The organism is Pseudomonas sp. AC169, from assembly GCF_979258515.1.
Genome location: NZ_OZ409866.1, coordinates 1,826,144 through 1,843,185, shown reverse-complemented (window position 1 = coordinate 1,843,185; position 17,042 = coordinate 1,826,144). Strand labels below are relative to the sequence as shown.

Sequence of the window (17,042 nt, the reverse complement as noted above, 5' to 3'; positions counted from 1 at the left end):
GAGAGTTTCATCTATACGCGTCAAAGCGTCGCGATCTACCCCGTCTTTCGATGGGACTGGTAGAATCGCCGCCGGTTCACACGAGGTTTTTCCATGCACGATCCCCACAGCGAACGCATGAGTGGCAGCGAGACCCGCGCGGCGAGCGGTCTGGCCCTGGTGTTCGCCTTCCGTATGCTTGGCATGTTCATGGTGTTGCCGGTACTGGCGACCTACGGCATGGATCTGGCAGGAGCGACCCCGGCCCTGATCGGGTTGGCCATCGGCGCTTACGGCCTGACCCAGGCGATTTTCCAGATTCCCTTCGGCGTGATTTCCGACCGCATTGGTCGCCGTCCGGTGATTTACCTCGGGCTGATCGTCTTCGCCCTCGGCAGTGTGCTGGCGTCTCAGGCCGACTCGATCTGGGGCGTCATCGCCGGGCGGATCCTGCAGGGTGCTGGCGCGATTTCCGCGGCAGTGATGGCGCTGCTCTCCGACCTGACCCGCGAACAGCATCGCACCAAAGCCATGGCCATGATCGGCATGACAATCGGTTTGTCGTTCGCCGTCGCCATGGTGGTCGGGCCGCTGTTGACCCGTGCTTTCGGGCTCTCTGGATTGTTTCTCGCCACGGGTGGCATGGCGCTGGTGGGCATCGTCATCGTGATGTTCATGGTACCGAAATCCACCGGGCCGCTGACTCACCGTGAGTCCGGCGTAGCGCGTCAGGCCTTGATGCCGACGCTCAAGCATCCAGACTTGCTGCGCCTTGATCTGGGCATCTTTGTGTTACATGCCATGTTGATGTCCAGCTTCGTTGCGTTGCCGTTGGCGCTGGTGGAAAAAGCCGGTTTGCCCAAGGAACAGCACTGGTGGGTCTATCTCACCGCGCTGCTGATTTCGTTCTTCGCCATGATCCCGTTCATCATCTATGGCGAGAAGAAACGCAAAATGAAACGAGTTTTGCTCGGCGCCGTCATGACGCTGATGCTGACTGAGCTATTCTTCTGGCAGTTCGGCGACAGCCTGCGGGCTCTGGTGATTGGTACGGTGGTGTTCTTTACCGCGTTCAATCTGCTGGAGGCTTCATTGCCGTCGCTGATCAGCAAGGTTTCACCGGCGGGCGGGAAGGGCACGGCCATGGGCGTGTATTCCACCAGCCAGTTCCTCGGTTCGGCACTCGGCGGGATACTCGGCGGCTGGCTGTTTCAGCATGGCGGTCTGTCGGTTGTGTTCCTTGGATGTGCCGGGCTGGCTGCACTTTGGTTGGCCTTTGCTGTTACCATGCGCGAACCTCCCTACGTGACGAGCCTGCGCTTGCCGTTGTCGCCCGAGGCGATCCGCGAAGCGGGTCTGGTCGAGCGCCTCAAGGCCCTCGTAGGGGTAACCGATGCAGTGATAGTCGCTGACGAAGCGGCTGTTTACATCAAACTGGACAAAGAATTAGTGGATCGCGACACCCTCGAACGCCTGGTGAACAACCCGGCCGGGGCTGCTTGCGAAGCCTAGGAGAACGTTATGGCCCGTGGGGTTAACAAAGTCATATTGGTCGGCACTTGCGGCCAGGATCCCGAAGTTCGCTACCTGCCTAACGGTAACGCCGTGACCAACCTGAGTCTGGCCACCAGCGAACAATGGACCGACAAGCAAACCGGGCAGAAGGTCGAGAAGACCGAGTGGCACCGCGTTTCGATGTTCGGCAAGGTTGCCGAAATCGCCGGCGAATATCTGCGCAAGGGTTCGCAGGTGTACATCGAAGGCAAGCTGCAGACCCGTGAGTGGGAAAAAGACGGTATCAAGCGTTACACCACCGAAATCGTGGTCGACATGCAAGGCACCATGCAACTGCTCGGCGGCCGTCCACAACAGGGCGACCAACAAGGCGGTGGCAACAACTACCAGCAGTCCGCTCCGGCCCCACGCCAGCAGGCGCCGCGTCCGCAGCAGTCGGCTCCACAGCAGCGTTCGGCCCCGGCTCCACAGCAGGCCGCACCGCAACCGGCTCCGGATTTCGACAGCTTTGATGACGATATTCCGTTCTGAAGTCCCGCAGAGACTTTTTTGTTAAGTTTCTCTTGAGAACCCCCGCTCTGCGGGGGTTTTCTCGTTTTAGGGCTGTAAAAAATTCTTGACCGATTTTAACTAGGCTCATACCTTGAATTTATGTCAAGAATTTGAGGTTGGTATGGCACTATCGATTCGGAGGTTTCAGTCGGGAACGGGGGAGCGTTTCGCGACATTGGTCGACGATGAAGGCATGCCACTCTTCTACCCGACTCTCTACACCACGGCGGTACTTCGGGGGGCCTCGCTTTCAATCAACACGATTATCAATGCGCTTGGTGCCATCAAGATGCTGCGCGCATGGGAGAGCTATTACGGCATCAGCGTAGAGTCGCGCTTTAAGCGAAGCGAACTGCTGCTTGCTCATGAGATTCACTCGCTCCGGGACTTCATGCAAAAGCCAATGGCAGATACCAGGCAGAGTGAGGGCAAAGTAGTACCAATCAAGGGAAAGCCCAAGCGGGTTAGCAAGGCCAACCAATACAACCGACTTACCGTCGCAGCCGGTTATATGGATTTCATTGCCGGCAGGTTGCATCCTGTGACCGCCTCCAGTGCGAACGATATCGCCGCGATGGTCGCTCAGATCAAGGCAAGTCGGCCAAAAATGGCCAGCAAAATTGAAAATGACCGCTCCACAGTCCATCTGGAAGATGCTCTTCTCAACCTGGTTGAGGACGTTATCAAGCCTGGTAGTGCCGCTAACCCCTTACGGCAATATGGGCTTCAGATGCGCAATGCACTCATGTTCACGCTACTTCGACATACAGGTATGCGGAGAGGGGAGCTGCTGAATCTCAAAATTGAGGATTTCGATTTTGCGATGGGAACGGTAAAAATAGTGAGGCGCGCTGATTCGGCTGATGACCCAAGAAACTACCAGCCGTTAGCCAAAACTAGGGAGCGCACCTTCCCGTTAATACCTGAACTGATGGACAAAATTCGTATTTACATCAGCGAGTGGCGGAGTAAAGTCCCCGGAGCTCGAAAGCATGGCTATCTATTCGTAACGCATAAGCCTGGAAAATCATTGGGCTGGCCTCTTTCAGGTTCGGGCTTCGGTAAGTTTATGGAAACGCTCGCAAGCATCGCAGATGGCGCATCCAAGTTGCATGCACATGCTTTGCGTCATCACTGGAATTATGTTTTCTCTAAGCGTTGTGAGGAACTGGGGATGACTCCAGAGGCTGAAGAAAACACGCGCTCTTATCTGATGGGGTGGAGTGAAACTTCTGGTACTGCTGCCACATACAACAAGCGGCATGTTAAAGAGGCTGCAGCTCAAGCGGTAATCGCTTTGCAGAATAAGCACTTTGGAAGGTCGGCAAATGAATCTCATCAGTAATTTTCTGTCAGCACCATATCGGCGTCAGTCATTTCTTTCGAAGTCTGGATATGAAGTTGATATTCACTCTAATTACTGGAAGCTGAGTAAAGATCATGCCTTCTATTTTGAAGGTCTACCTGAGTGGCTTAGCCCAGAAGTAAGTTCCAGCTTTAGGGAGGTGCTTGCTATCTATGGTGAGACCTGTTCTGGCTCTTACGTCAATGCCCTTTTCCGAAGGCTGAGAAGTTATTTTCAGTCCACCACAGAAGAGTTTCTCTTCACTCCAGCGTCTCTGATTTCGTTTCGCTCAGAAATGGCAGGTGTAGATTGGGAAATGAGTTCCGTTCGTGCGTTTCTCAGGACATGGTATAGTCAGGGATATTCCTTTGTTCCATACGACACTGTAGTCATGCTGGAAAAATGGAAGATTAAAGGTAATGAAAAGGGATACGCTGTACAGTCAATGTGTCCTGAAAGCGGCCCACTGACTGATATTGAGATGCAAGGTATTGTGTCCCGCGTGACGGAATGTTATGCAGACGGGAGTCTTGAACTGAGGGATGCATGCTACGCCATGATCGTAGCAATGACTGGACGGAGACCAGTTCAAATCACCGATTTGAAAATCAAGGATCTGATTTCTGAGGGTGGTAAGTATTTTATTAATTTCCCTCGTGGAAAACAGAAGAACTCCGGCTGGAGAAGTTCTTTTAATCGCTTCCAGATTGTCGAGGATCTGTGGTTTATTCTTCAGGCTCAAGCTGAAGCTGTTAAGGACGCATTTAATGCAGTAATGGGTATGCCAGTTCCGTTGGAACTGACTTTTGAGCTGCCGCTCTTTCCTGTCGTTCGAAAATTCAATACGTCAGAAGACCTGCAGGGCCAGCTCGCTACTGAGCTTCTTCATGCACGCGTACTCGAAGTGGCAGAAACGCTGAGGAAGGTGAAGAAAGTTGTCAACGTTATTAGCGAGCGCACTGGCGCCACTACGCATCTGAATTCGTACAGGTTTCGGTATACCCTTGGAACTAACTTGGCGAGAGAAGGGCGGGGCCAGTACGTAATTGCTGAAGCTCTTGATCACTCTGATACTCAACAAACCGGCGTCTATGTGAAAAACATTCCAGACATCGTCAAGCACATCGACAAGGCGGTTGCTCTCTCACTTGCTCCTCTTGCGCAAGCGTTTACAGGGGTGCTGGTAACTGATGAGAGCAAGGTTCGCCAGGGCTCAAAACGGGTCTGTAGTAGCGCAGGGAACGTCGGAAGCTGCGGTACCTTTGGATTCTGTGGCGCCCTGGCTCCGATCGCGTGCTATACATGCGCATATTTTCAGCCGTGGCTTGATGGGCCTCATGAATTCGTCTTGGATCAGTTGCTAGGTGAACGCGAAAATATCATCGCAAGCACTGGTGATCTGAAAATCGCTTCGGTCAATGACAGATTGATTCTTGCGGTCAGTGATGTGGTGACCCGCTGCAAATCGATGAAGAGTGAGATGACAAATGTCTAATATCTTCAAGTTTGCCCCTAAGGCGCAAGTCGCTGCTCGCCAGAATCTAGAAGATTTTGTACGCCTGTGCCGTATTCAACTTACGGTCTTCGGTGCGGATCTGGATTGGTATAGTAGTTCTTGGCCTGGGGTCGGGAATTTCACTAAAAAGGACGCTCATTCTCGTGGGTATAAAAATGAACAGTTGTTGGATGCTGCCATCGTACCTTTCGCAAAAGCTTATGTGAGATATCAGCAGGGGCACAATCCAACAAAGCTTAAGAATGAATTTAAGGCTATCCGCTGTATCGAGTCGGCCCTTCTCACTATTCATGGCGTTGCAGATATCACCTTAACGGATTTATCAGTGATGGATGAGGCCGGGAGGGTCGCAGCCACTTACCAAGCCACCGATTACCAAGCCGGGATCAGCTTAGTAAAGCTGGTTGAGTTCTTAAATGAAAGCAAGATCATCTCATCTCCATTGGTTTGGGTAAGTCCATTCAAGAAACCTAAGGAAATTCATCGTACAGATGCTGCCTCGAAGCTTAAACGAGAGCAGAAGCTTCCCGCCGTCAGCCGGCTTGAAGCCATGGGTGAGATGTTTGCGAACGACTTACTGGACTCACGAGACCGGTTCACAACTTCGATCTTTGCGCTTTGCATGTGTGCCCCTTCCCGAATCTCAGAGGTACAAGATCTACCTCTAAATTGCATCCACAGGGAAATTGATAGCGAAGGTGTAGAGCGTGTTGGTCTCAGATTCTATGCGGGCAAAGGATATGAGTCTGATATCAAATGGGTGTCGTCAAGCTTTGTTCAAATTGCTGAAGAGGCGGTGCGGCGATTAACAGAAATGTCTGCTCCGGGCAGAGCCCTCGCCTCCTGGTTGGAGGCCAACCCCGACAAGTTCTATCGCCATGAAGACTGCCCGGAGGTGGGTGAGGATCAACCTCTTTCCTATGAACAGGCCTGCTTGGCGTTGGGGCTGACGCCTGGTGAGCGCCCACGCAATGTTATTCTCAAGGTTCTGGAGCGACATGAGCCATCGAAGGCTTATTGCGCAGAAAATGACTTTGTGACGTTGCGAGTCCTCAATGACTATGTCCGTAGTAAATTGCCAGTAGGCTGGCCGTGGCTGAACAAAGAGCGACATATCAAATACTCGCAGGCGCTCTGCTGCTTCCGACAGAACGAGTTGCGAATGGATTTCCCTCCCCGGCCAGTTATCGTGTGGGCGCCCGGCAAATCTACTTTCCAAACCGATATCAACTATATCGATGGACAAGAGCGGAGTATCTGGGAGCGGTATGGCTACAAAGATCCAGATGGATCTCCAATTTCGATGAAATCCCATCAGATTCGCCATTATCTGAACACCAAGGCTCAGCAAGGCGACCTAGGGCAGCTTTATATCGCAAAGTGGAGTGGAAGGAAGAACATCCATCAGAACTCGACCTATAACCATATGACGGATGCCGAGCATGTTGAGCGAGCTCGTAATCTTGGCTTCGGCGTCGCGCTGGAAAAATCGCGGCAGAATCTTCCTGTGACGCTCAAAGACCTTGAGGCCGAGGACGAGCGTATTGCTCATGTCACTATTTTTGGCTACTGCCTTCATGACTATTCAATGTTGCCATGCCAGCGACACCTTGATTGCTTGAACTGCACTGAACACGCGTGTGTTAAGGGTGAAGCCGATAAGTACGTGCGGCTGAAGGGTTATCGGGACAGCATGCGCTTGCAGATCTCGAAATCCCAGGCTGCTAATCAAGATGGGGTTTACGGTGCTGATCGCTGGACAGAGCACCAAATCAGAACGCTCGAAAAGGCCGACCAGCTTGTTGAGATCCTTGGCTCAGATGAGGTTCCAGATGGCACCATCATCCGCCTAACCAATGATCAGGAATTTAGTCCTCTCAAGCGAGCGATCGCTGCTCGCTCCAGGGCCCCAAGCCTCCCAGCGCCTCAGCCCAAGGTACCTGACATGAACAATCTCCGCGCGCTTTTGGGAGCTTAGAAAATGGCGAAACATTTGAGCACCAGAGACATTGATCTCATTGTTACCGCCATTGATAGCTGGGAGGGCAAGCTGGGCTGGGAAGCGCTATGCAATGCCATGAGGCCAATCATCGGCACACGTCCTACACGTCAGACTCTCTATGCACATCAGCGCATCAAGGACGCGTACGCGCATCAAAAGGCGAGGCTGAAATCCGGATTCGTCTCCACTAAGCGCCCTGCGAGCCTCAGTATCGCAGAGCGGCGAATTCGTCACCTGGAAGCGGAGAACAGCCGCTTGCTACATGAAAACAATGTGCTGCAAGAGCGCTTCATTCGCTGGCAGTACAACGCTCACAAATTCAAAATGACGGAGGAAAAGCTAGATGCACCCCTGCCGTTTGTTGATCGTGATTCCTCAGAGGCGAAGCAATAATGGCGAACGGTCAGCAAGTCGCAAAAGAGAGTCTCGCTGCGTTCATGACCTGGGCCGCTTCAAAGACCGATGTGGACTTCCGGGAGTATGTTCATCGTGGGCAGCTGAAGCGTTCAGAAATCGCGAGAGAGTGCGGATTCGGGCAGCGGGCGCTTACGCAGAATCCAGCGATTCGCTCAGCCCTGTCAAACCTCGAAGCTGAACTCCGGGCAGCGGGCGTGCTACCGCCTCTGGTCGCATCTTTGCCTGCTGGCCAGAAAGCAGAACCAGCCCTAAGGGATGCAGGTGCCAAGCAGCGTCAGCGTGACGGACAGCGGTTGAACTCTCTTGAGCAAGAGAATGCGGCTCTAAGAGCTGAACTTCAGGCTGCGAAGCAGATGCTTGATCGCCACGCCCTGATCAACGAATTTCTGGAAGACACGGGAAGGATGCCACGATGAATGCCGTGGCTCCCGCATTGATCAACCTGAGCGTCCGGGTCACGAGCATCCGCTCGGCAAATCGGAAAGGATGCATTGCCTTCGGCCATCGCATGGATGTGGTGCGCGGTATCAATGACAGGTCGAGCCCTGTAGTTCTTCGAGTGGCGGAGTCCATCGCAAGGCTTTCAGACATCGCTGTGGGTGCGATCTTCGAAGTCTACGGAGAGGTCACCACAGTCTTGCGCGCTCATGGTTCGTTCGCAATCAACGAGATGACTGTGGACGTCCAGGACATTCGCCTTGTCCGACCTAGCGGTGCGCAGGTTATTCAATGGCTAGGCGATAACGTGAAGGGTGTGGGAGAAGTCAAAGCCACTCGCCTGTGGGACGCTCTGGGTGAGCGGCTTTACGATGCTCTCGACAACACTGATCATTCGGCCATCGAGTCAATCATTCCAACCACAGAGGTTCGGGAGCGCCTGTTCAGCCGGTGGCAGGTAGATGGCGATGCCAGAACCCTAAAGTTCGTTCAGGACAAGCGCATTCCGCTGGACATCGCTCGCAAAGCCATCCGGTTTCACCAAAAAAATCTCATAGCCGCTCTTACGAATGACCCTTACAGATTGCTGAGCTTTGCAGGTGCCTGGGCGGACGTTGACAAGGTCGCTCGGGAAAGCTTCGGTATCAGCCTGGATGATTCGCGGCGGCTCACAGCGGCCTTGGAAGAGTCTCTCTACAGGGCATCGGAAAAGGGCCATACCTGTAGCTCGCTCGCTGATCTGCATGCCACGGTGTCATCGCTTATCAAGCCTCACTCAGCACCGACAGCTGCGATGTCCAAAGCCCTGCTAGCCGGAGCGGTAGTCGGTCAGTTTGTCTGCAAGGAACTGGGTGAGCTTGGCCTCATGTTGTTTGCCCCCGGCTCGTGGCTGATGGAGCGCCGCTGTGCTCAGTTTGTTCGAGATCTGATCCTGACGCCTGCGTACCAGCCCCAGTTGTTTCCGGTCGATGTTGGCGATGTCATCAGTCGCTTCGAAAGGGCCGAGCGAGCTCATCTCGGCCTGCCTGCATTTGGCTTGAACCACGCTCAGCGCAACGCGGTTGCCACATCATTCTCTAACCGGTTCAGTGTCATCACAGGCGGGGCCGGCGTCGGCAAAACCACTGTACTGAAAGCTCTATATAAGGCGCTTGATACGACAGGGCGCCCTCGCTTTCAGATGGCGCTCTCAGGCAGGGCCACAGCCCGAATGATCGAGGCCACTGGTGAAGAAGCTCGAACTATCGCGGGTTTCCTGCGAAAGGTAAGCGACAAGGACATGGGCCCAGCACCGGTCATTGTGATTGATGAGGCGTCGATGCTTGATCTAGTGACGTTCTATCGCCTAGTTCAGAAGCTTCCCCCTGAGTCCCAGGTGATTTTGGTCGGTGATCCGTTCCAACTCCCGCCAATTGGTGCAGGCCTGATTCTGCATGTGCTATGCGAGATAGCTGGTGTACCCACCACAGAACTGGTCGAGGTTAAGCGCCAGGCGAAGGAGTCTGCGATTCCCCAAGCGGCGCAGCTCATTCGAGACGGCCAGGTTCCTGCATTTAGCTCAGCCGAGAGTGATGACGTCGTGTTTCTGCGGTGTGCTGATGACGAAATCATCCCGACGGTGCTCAGGCTCTATGAACTGGATCGAGAGAGCACGCAGATCCTGTCGGCTACCAAATCGTGCGATTTTGCGGGGGTGTCGGCGCTTAACCGCACCTGTCATCAAAGGTACGCTGATCATGCCCAGCAGCTGCTGGTCGAGAATCCTGATACAGGCGAGGTCGAGGGAACCGGCCTGTGTGTAGGCGACTTGGTGATGTACACAGCTAACGACTGGGAGCGGAACCTGCAGAATGGCTCTCTGGGGAAGATCGATGTGATCTTTGACAGGCCGCGCTCCGTAGATCTTGGCGATGACGAGAAGTCGCGTGTCTGTATTGCGCTGGGGAGAGCAACATTCGACGGTGTGAGCCATTACATCTTGGACACAGATGTCGACGTACTGGAGCTTGCCTTCTCGATCACAGTTCATAAAGCCCAGGGCTCTCAGTTCAGGCGTGTGATCATTCCCGTGAGAAAGTCACGTGTCTTGGACAGAACCTTTGTCTACACAGCCGCTACTAGGGCACAGGTGCAGGTGATCTTTGTGGGCGATTTCAGGGCTGTTGAAGAGGCTATCGTGCTGCAACCTAAGGCATTCTCTCGCCAAGTTGGACTGCGTGCGCTTCTGGCAGCGGAGCTCGGCGCACAGGCGAGGTAGGCTGGATGCGGATGGCGCCCATACCGTTCGTCGGCTTTTCGGGTGAACCAACATTAGCCGACAGATCCTGGAGAGCGCCGAGATTTTGTAAAGTTTGAGAGTCTTATCTGGCGTTCCTAGGTGAAAATCTTACGAAATTCTGTACGTTCTGAATGAGCGTTTGAGGCTTTATACCCTAGGATGCTCAATGCCTACGGGGCAGTCACTCACTCACTCGCTCACTCGGCCAGCTTTCTGGTGTTAATAACCGTTCTGATTTGTTGCTGTAACCGCTGCAAATAAAAAGGCCCGTCGCTTAAACGACGGGCCTTTTTTTGTGAAGCAAATAACCTGCAATCCCCCCGAGCAACTGTGGGAGCGAGCCTGCTCGCAAAGGCGTCGGTCAGTTTAAAAATGGTTGAATGACACACCGCTTTCGCGAGCAGGCTCGCTCCCGCAGAAGGGATTTGGGTTTCAATCAAGGATCAGATGCGGCAGAAACCGGCTCGAGTCTTTAGTGATCAGGCTATTGTCCTCCCGCACACCAATTCCCGCTGCCTGATCACCAATCACCCAGGAACCGATCAGCGTGTAGCTGTCGCCGAACTTTGGCAGCGGAGCAAATTCCTGCAAGATGAATGGCGCGTCAGTGTAAGGCCCGTCCTCTTTGACAATCAGACCGTCAGCCGTTTGCAGCTCAATGTTGGCGCCTTCGCGGGAAAAGTACGGCTTGCGCACCCAGCCTTTCGGCACTGCGCTGACCGGATTCGGATCGAGATGCGCCGCCAGCAGATTCGGATGGCCCTTGTGCTGCTCCCACAACAACGGCAACGCGCCCTTGTTCGACAGAATCGCCTTCCACGCCGGTTCGAAAAACTGCGTATCGCATTCGGCAATTGCCGCGCCGAACGGCTCGTGGAAGATGAACTCCCAGGCATGCAGCTTGAACAGGTGCGGGATCCAGCGATCTTCCAGATCGACGAAACGCCCTTCAGCCGTCAAGCCGATATCTTCGATGTCGATGTGCCGCGATTCGATGCCGACTTTCTCGGCGATCAAGCGCAGGTAATCCGTGGTGCCCTTGTCTTCGACCGAGTCTTTCATCGAAGCGAAGTAGAACGGTCGCTGCAGCTGTAATTCGGCGAAGGCTCGATGCAACTGGGTATCGATGCTGTTGAACTGGTCAGCATGACGCGGCAGCGTGCCGCGCTCGATGCATTGTTCCAGCCAGCCCCATTGGAACGCCGCCGCTTCGTAAAGACTGGTCGGTGTGTCGTAGTTGAGTTCCAGCAGCTTCGCCGGGCCGTTGCCGCTGTAGGAAAAGTCCATGCGTCCGTACAGATGCGGATGACCTTCCAGCCAGGAAGTACGGATCATGTCGTAGTAAGGCGCCGGGATGCTCAGGCGATCCAGCAATTCTTCGCTGTGCACCACGCGGTCGACCAGGTCCATGCACATCTCATGCAGTTCGGTGGTCGGATCTTCGAGATCGTTTTCGATTTGCGCGAGCGTGAACTGGTAGTACGCACTTTCGTCCCAGTAAGGCTCGTCATCGATGGTGTGGAACATGAAGCCGAGGCTTTCGGCAGTCTGCTTCCAGTCGGGCCGCTCGGCGCAGAAAATCTTCTTCATTGTCAGCTGCTCGAACGACCGGAACTGCTACCCCAGCCACCCCAACCGCTACGGGCGCTGGACTGGCTACCGAAGCCGCCGCGTGAAGTCGAAGAGGCCACGTTGACCGGTTTGCTTTTGCTGCTTTCGTAGTCCGGTTGGCTGCGTGTCGTGGTTTCGGCTCTGCGGTACTGCGTCGAAGTGTTGTACGGCTGGCGCGTTTCGCGATCGCGGTAAACCGTGCGCTCGGCGTTGTTGCTCATGGCGTTGCCGATCAGCCAACCGCTTAGCCAGCCGTTTCCGCCACCGCTGGAGACGTGCGAAGTGCTTCGCACATTCTGCGCCGTTGCATCACCGGCAGGCATCTGCGCATCGGCGATGGCGTCGAGGTTCTGCGCCGGCTCACCGCTCGCAGGCACTTTGAAGCCGCCGAGTTTCGGCACGAAGCGGCCGTCAGAATTCTTTTGGCACCAGTCAGCGGCAAAGTCCGCGTCGCATTTGGCCTTGTCGTCGTACGCCGGGGCAATGCGCCGGTGTTCGCTCAGGGCGGCGACGTAGGCGTTAGAACAGACATCGGCGGCCACTTCGGCGTCGACGCACTGTTCCACACTCTGGAAATTGCGGGGTTGATCCGCGGCTGTCGCCTGGCCGGAAATGGCCATGGCCACCGAGGCAGCGAGGGACAACTGAACGTATTTGCTGCGTTTCATCTAAGGCTTCCTGCCGATCAGTTGGACGGTGTCATGCACGCGGCGTTGAGCATGCCGACGCTGATCGCGACCGCAGCAACATAGATACCCGAAGCCACTTCGCCGTTGGCGATGCGCTGGGACGTGCCTTTGAGCACCAGACCTGTGGCGAGGAATGCCAGCAGTTGCACCACGGCGGCAATCACTGCCCAGAGCACGAAGTCGAGGACGTTGACCGAAAACGCAATCACGTTACTGGCTGGAATCGCGAAGCCGATGATCGCGCCGGACAGAGCGATGGCAGCGGCGCTGTTGCCAGCGCGGATCAGCTCGAATTCCTTGTGCGGGGTGATCCGCGTGTAGACGAATTGAAACAGCATGAACAGCAGCACGGCGCCGATGAGGTAGACGACGAAACCGACCAGTGCGGTTTTGTTCAGGGAAACGGCCAGCACTTCCAGCATGAAAAACTTCCTTTTTTAAATGGTGCTCAGATCTGTCGTGTACAGCGAGATGCCGAGCGAAGTGCTCAGGCTGACGGTGCCTTCTTCATCCTGTTCGACGGAGAACAGCAGCAATTCGCGGCGATCGGTCAGGCCGGTCTCGCGCGCATAAAGCATGGAGTGATGTTCGATGGTGTAGCTCTCGTCCGGATTGACCACTTGTTCGGTCATCGGCACGAGTTCGGTTTGCCCCTGTTCGGTGCCCCACTCGCGAGTGTATTCGACACCCTCGTGGCTATAAGCGGGCAGGCCGATCTGGCTGTTGGGGCCGGCCAGGCGCTGCAATTCTGCGTCACTGTTGACCGTCACGTAACTGAGGTAATTGAACAGGGTGACCGATTCGATCTGATCTTCACCGGTGACGTGGATCTGTAGCCAGAAATCCTCGTCGTTCATGTAATAGCGGTGCAGTTTGTTGGACTGGCCGAGGTCGACCCAGCCATGGCTCCAGATCGCCTGATCGAAGGGCACCCGCACGGTGGTGGAACCGTCGAGCAGCAGCGCCAGCGTCGTATCGAACCTGACAGCCTTGCCTTGGGCCATGCCGAGTGGGCCACTGGCAACGGTCGGTGTTGGCGCAGCGGTCTGCCAGTTGCTGGTGCCCAGCAAGTCTTTAAACCATCCCATGGGTACGTTCCTTGAAGCGGGTGGAAGTGTTCGTCGGCGAAAAAGCGTCGCTAGTGTACCGGGCTGAGCGACGAACGACACGCCGCAAACCATGTGGGAGCAAGCTTGCTCGCGAAGAGGGCGTATCAGTCAACAATGATGTCGACTGATACAACGCTTTCGCGAGCAAGCTCGCTCCCACAGGTTTTTTGCGCAGTGCTTACTGAGCGGACTTTTGCTTCAGGCGCTCAAGGATCGCATTGGCGCTGCCTTCGTTCGGCGTGATGCCGGCGTCGCGCAGTTTGCGTTCCAGATCGTTGCCGGTCGAAGCGTCGGCCAGTTCGTCGGCAGCGCTCAGTTCAGCCGCGCGTTGCTGCTGCTTGGCTTGCAGACGGTTCAGCGTACCGACTGCGGTTTCCAGTTTGCCATTGGCACCGCCGCTGGCGATAGAAGCGCTGACCTGGGCTTTCTGCACGCTTTCACGGGCCTTGGCCATGTCCACTTGCTGGCGCAGGCTCTTGATCCGCGACTCGGCCTTGCTGATGTCTTTGCGCATGTTTTCGGCGTAAGTGCCGAACTCGTCGCTCTGCTTTTTCTCAACATCCAGTTCGTTGGTCAGGGTCGAAATCGCTTCGGCCACTTCCAGCGCCAGGTCTTCACGGCCGGCATTCAGTGCCGAGACAGCCTTGGCTTCCAGATCCTTGATCTTGGCGTCGTACTCGCTCACGCGGTCGGCGGCCAGTTTGTGTTTGGCCATGATGGTGACCAGTTCGCGACGTGCGTTCGACAAGGCGCTGTCGGCGTCGCGGATTTCCTGATCGAGGATGCGCAGGGCCTGCTGGTCCGCGATCGCTTCGCCGACTTCATTGGCGCCGCCGCGCAGTGCGGTGAACAACTTGCTCCAGATGGACTGAGTCATTGGATATTCCCTGTTGATTACTTGAAGAAGTGTTCGAAGGCTTCGCTCGCGCGCTGCACGTTGTCGACCAGGGTTTTCACCTCGGTGACGACGTTGGTCAGGCTCGAGTCGGCGCTGAGGGCGCCAAACATGTTGTAAACGGTCTGCCCGTTCGGCATCGACTCGATACCGATCGACGACAGCGGGAACATTTCCCGGCTGCGCAACACGGCGTCGTTGAAGGCCGCTACGTTCGAAATCGAATCGATGTCCACCAGCACGGTGTCGACGATGATCTGCTGGCCGGCCAGGGCGATGTGAATCGGCAGACCGCCGAATTCGTTCATTTCCAGCTTGATGCTGGGTTCGGAGCTCTGGATCAGCGACAGCGTGATTTCTTGCGAAGCCACCTCGTCCAGGGCCTTGAGGGCGTTGAAGAGGCTATCGATGGTCCAGTTGTTGCCTGCGCTCATGTAATTCTCCGACATGAAAGAGCCAGCCAGAATCGGTTGGCGTAGCTGTTGCTCCATTTGCTTGAGCAAGCTTCGGTTTTCGGGAAGCACCCAAGTTTCGTGTTTCACATAACCGGCAGCGGCCAGGCCCGCACGCATCTGCTTCATGTAGAAGCTCGACGGTTTTTTCGTGGACGCTTTCGCACGCTCTCCCTTCGGGCTGTCTGATTTCGCGATGGGTGAACGGCTTTTCATGGCTATGACTCGGTTATGGACATCTCACGCGTGAGCCACACTACAACCAATTCAAAATGCCATCAATGACTCACGCGTGAGATTTTTATGACAAACAAAAAAAGGCCCGCTGCAAGGCGGGCCCGGTGTTTTTGCAGAATATTGCTCAGCGCTGGGCGGCGAGGAATTCGTCAGTGGATACTACGCTGGCGTAGGCGAACCCCAGCGCCGACATGAACGCAGCATGGACGTGGGCGGCCGGCACCGTCACGCCATTGAACTCCAAATCGCGGCTGGCGCAGGCGTCGTGAATCACCGTCACGCCATAACCCAGATCCGCCGCAGCCCGGGTAATGCCGTCAACGCACATGTGGCTCATGCTGCCGACCACCACCAATTCCTTGATGCCTTGTTCGTCGAGGACCGCTTGCAGTTCGGTTTCGCGGAACGAGTTGACGAAGTGCTTGAGCACCACCGGCTCATCGGCGCGGTTAAGCACTTTCGGATGCAGCTTGGCGCCGTCCGATCCCGGGGTGAAAAAAGGGGCATCCGCTGAGGTGAATTCATGACGAATGTGTATCACCGAATCGCCTGCTTCGCGGAACGCGGCGATCAGCCGGGCGGCGTTGTCGGCTGCTGCGTCGGCACCGGCCAGCGGCCACTTGCCTTGGGGGAAGTAGTCGTTCTGGATATCGACTACGATGAGCGCTTGCTTGGCCATGGGTGTGTCCTCGATGTGTTGGCTGGAAGTGGCTTCAGTATTGGCGCTGGCCAGCGATTCGAGGATTGGCCGCACCGACAATAGACAGGGGAAAACTGACAATGGGCGCAGAAAGGGCCGCCATCGCTGAACTGGGCGTGCTGATCTATCCGGGTGCGCAAATGGCGGCGGTGCACGGTTTGACCGATCTGTTTGCGGTGGCCAACCGGATTGCCGTCGAGCATCAGGCTGCGCAACTGCCATTGTTGCGGGTGAGTCATTGGCAGGTCGAAGACAATCGACCACCAACGCGGATTTACAACAGTCATCCGGGTGACGATAGGGCTTTGCTGGCGGTGCTTATTCCGCCATCCATCGGCGGGTTCTCGGCGGCGCAAGCGCCGGCCAGCCTGATGCAATGGTTACGCGATCAGCATGCCAACGGGGCGACGCTGGGCGGGGTTTGCGTAGGCTCGTTGATGCTGGCTGAAAGCGGTCTGCTCGATGGCCGTAGCGCCACCACCCACTGGACTTCGGCCAAAACTTTTGCCGAGCGTTACCCGAAGATCCGGCTCAAGGCGGATACCCCGATTGTCGATGACGGCGACCTGATCACCACCGCAGGCTTGATGGCGTGGTCGGAACTGGGTTTGCGTCTGGTCGACCGCCTGCTCGGGCCGAGCATCGCCACCGCTACTGCGCGATTCCTGGTGATCGAGCACAGCGACAGCGCGAGCGAGTGCGGGAGTAATTTCGCGCCGATTCTGAGCCATGGCGACGCGCCGATTCTCAAGGTTCAGCACTGGCTGCAAAGCACTGGCGCAACCGATGTTTCGCTGACGGCGATGGCCGAGCGGGCAGGCCTGGAGGAACGCACGTTTCTGCGCCGGTTTCGCGCGGCGACCGGGTTGAAACCCACCGAGTATTGCCAGCACTTGCGGGTGGGCAAGGCGCGGGAAATGCTCGAGTTCACCAATGGCACCATCGATCACATTGCCTGGACGGTCGGGTATCAGGATCCGGGGGCGTTTCGCGGGATCTTCAAGAAGATCACCGGGCTGGCGCCGAGTGATTATCGGGCGCGGTTTGGGGTGAGCCCAAACCCGAAGTCGACGAATATCTAATGTGGGAGCGAGCCTGCTCGCGAAAGCGGTGGATCTGCGAAATTGCTGTCCGCTGACACTACGCCTTCGCGAGCAGGCTCGCTCCCACATTGAACTCCACAGGGCCATGGATCGTGCAAATTGCCGGGTTTTTATGGGGCGTCGTGCAGATTGAAACAGGCGTGGTGCCAGTACGTTTCCGGCAAGTTTCTGATTGGACTGAAATTTTACTAGAGCCGCCGTTGG

General features: G+C 55.8%; 16 protein-coding genes. 9 read left to right on the top strand and 7 right to left on the bottom strand.

Annotation, left to right across the window (positions count from 1 at the left end; translation table 11 throughout):
• Positions 1-93: 93 nt before the first annotated feature.
• From ACZZ0G_RS08360 to ACZZ0G_RS08325, 8 genes are all read left to right on the top strand, one after another.
• Positions 94-1,491 (top strand): MFS transporter, encoded by a 1,398-nt coding sequence (locus tag ACZZ0G_RS08360; RefSeq protein WP_102901732.1) that lies wholly within the window; start codon positions 94-96, stop codon positions 1,489-1,491.
• Positions 1,492-1,500: 9 nt separating this feature from the next.
• A complete protein-coding gene (locus ACZZ0G_RS08355; protein ID WP_008081898.1) occupies positions 1,501-2,025 on the top strand; it encodes a single-stranded DNA-binding protein in 525 nt (174 codons plus the stop codon).
• 142 nt (positions 2,026-2,167) lie between these two features.
• Positions 2,168-3,391, top strand: coding sequence for a tyrosine-type recombinase/integrase (locus ACZZ0G_RS08350; protein ID WP_463555876.1), 1,224 nt, complete (start codon positions 2,168-2,170; stop codon positions 3,389-3,391).
• Complete coding sequence (locus ACZZ0G_RS08345) at positions 3,375-4,886, top strand: site-specific integrase (protein ID WP_463555875.1); 1,512 nt, start codon at positions 3,375-3,377, stop codon at positions 4,884-4,886. Before ACZZ0G_RS08350 ends, ACZZ0G_RS08345 begins: the two co-directional genes overlap by 17 nt.
• On the top strand, positions 4,879-6,885 hold the full coding sequence (locus ACZZ0G_RS08340) for an integrase (RefSeq protein ID WP_463555874.1): 2,007 nt from the start codon (positions 4,879-4,881) through the stop codon (positions 6,883-6,885). The genes ACZZ0G_RS08345 and ACZZ0G_RS08340 overlap by 8 nt, the downstream gene beginning before the upstream one ends.
• A 3-nt stretch (positions 6,886-6,888) precedes the next feature.
• Positions 6,889-7,302 carry a hypothetical protein gene (locus ACZZ0G_RS08335; protein WP_463555873.1) on the top strand — a complete coding sequence of 138 codons (414 nt, stop codon included), beginning with the start codon at positions 6,889-6,891 and terminating at the stop codon, positions 7,300-7,302.
• On the top strand, positions 7,302-7,742 hold the full coding sequence (locus ACZZ0G_RS08330; protein ID WP_463555872.1) for a VPA1267 family protein: 441 nt from the start codon (positions 7,302-7,304) through the stop codon (positions 7,740-7,742). The genes ACZZ0G_RS08335 and ACZZ0G_RS08330 overlap by 1 nt, the downstream gene beginning before the upstream one ends.
• The gene (locus tag ACZZ0G_RS08325; protein ID WP_463555871.1) at positions 7,739-10,021 is read left to right on the top strand and encodes an ATP-dependent DNA helicase; all 2,283 of its coding nucleotides are present in this window, start codon (positions 7,739-7,741) and stop codon (positions 10,019-10,021) included. The genes ACZZ0G_RS08330 and ACZZ0G_RS08325 overlap by 4 nt, the downstream gene beginning before the upstream one ends.
• Positions 10,022-10,474: 453 nt before the next feature.
• Here the strand turns inward: ACZZ0G_RS08325 and ACZZ0G_RS08320 are convergent, their stop codons facing one another.
• The 7 genes from ACZZ0G_RS08320 to ACZZ0G_RS08290 all read right to left on the bottom strand — a co-directional run bounded on the left by ACZZ0G_RS08320 (position 10,475) and on the right by ACZZ0G_RS08290 (position 15,714).
• Positions 10,475-11,632, bottom strand: a complete 1,158-nt coding sequence (locus ACZZ0G_RS08320) for a glutathionylspermidine synthase family protein (RefSeq protein WP_463555870.1) — start codon at positions 11,630-11,632, stop codon at positions 10,475-10,477.
• Between the two features lie 2 nt (positions 11,633-11,634).
• Entirely contained in the window at positions 11,635-12,321 is a 687-nt protein-coding gene (locus ACZZ0G_RS08315) for a DUF1190 domain-containing protein (RefSeq protein ID WP_463555869.1), read from the bottom strand.
• Between the two features lie 17 nt (positions 12,322-12,338).
• Positions 12,339-12,764, bottom strand: coding sequence for a DUF350 domain-containing protein (locus ACZZ0G_RS08310; protein WP_463555868.1), 426 nt, complete (start codon positions 12,762-12,764; stop codon positions 12,339-12,341).
• 15 nt (positions 12,765-12,779) lie between these two features.
• Complete coding sequence (locus ACZZ0G_RS08305; RefSeq protein WP_463555867.1) at positions 12,780-13,430, bottom strand: DUF2491 family protein; 651 nt, start codon at positions 13,428-13,430, stop codon at positions 12,780-12,782.
• Between the two features lie 199 nt (positions 13,431-13,629).
• Entirely contained in the window at positions 13,630-14,328 is a 699-nt protein-coding gene (locus ACZZ0G_RS08300; protein ID WP_038362095.1) for a PspA/IM30 family protein, read from the bottom strand.
• Positions 14,329-14,345: 17 nt separating this feature from the next.
• Entirely contained in the window at positions 14,346-14,927 is a 582-nt protein-coding gene (locus tag ACZZ0G_RS08295; protein WP_245398062.1) for a YjfI family protein, read from the bottom strand.
• A 232-nt stretch (positions 14,928-15,159) separates the two neighbouring features.
• Positions 15,160-15,714, bottom strand: coding sequence for a cysteine hydrolase family protein (locus ACZZ0G_RS08290; RefSeq protein ID WP_463555866.1), 555 nt, complete (start codon positions 15,712-15,714; stop codon positions 15,160-15,162).
• Positions 15,715-15,815: 101 nt separating this feature from the next.
• Between ACZZ0G_RS08290 and ACZZ0G_RS08285 the strand changes: the two genes are divergently transcribed.
• Positions 15,816-16,817: a GlxA family transcriptional regulator gene (locus ACZZ0G_RS08285; protein WP_463555865.1), complete on the top strand. Its 1,002-nt coding sequence runs from the start codon at positions 15,816-15,818 to the stop codon at positions 16,815-16,817.
• Positions 16,818-17,042: the final 225 nt, after the last annotated feature.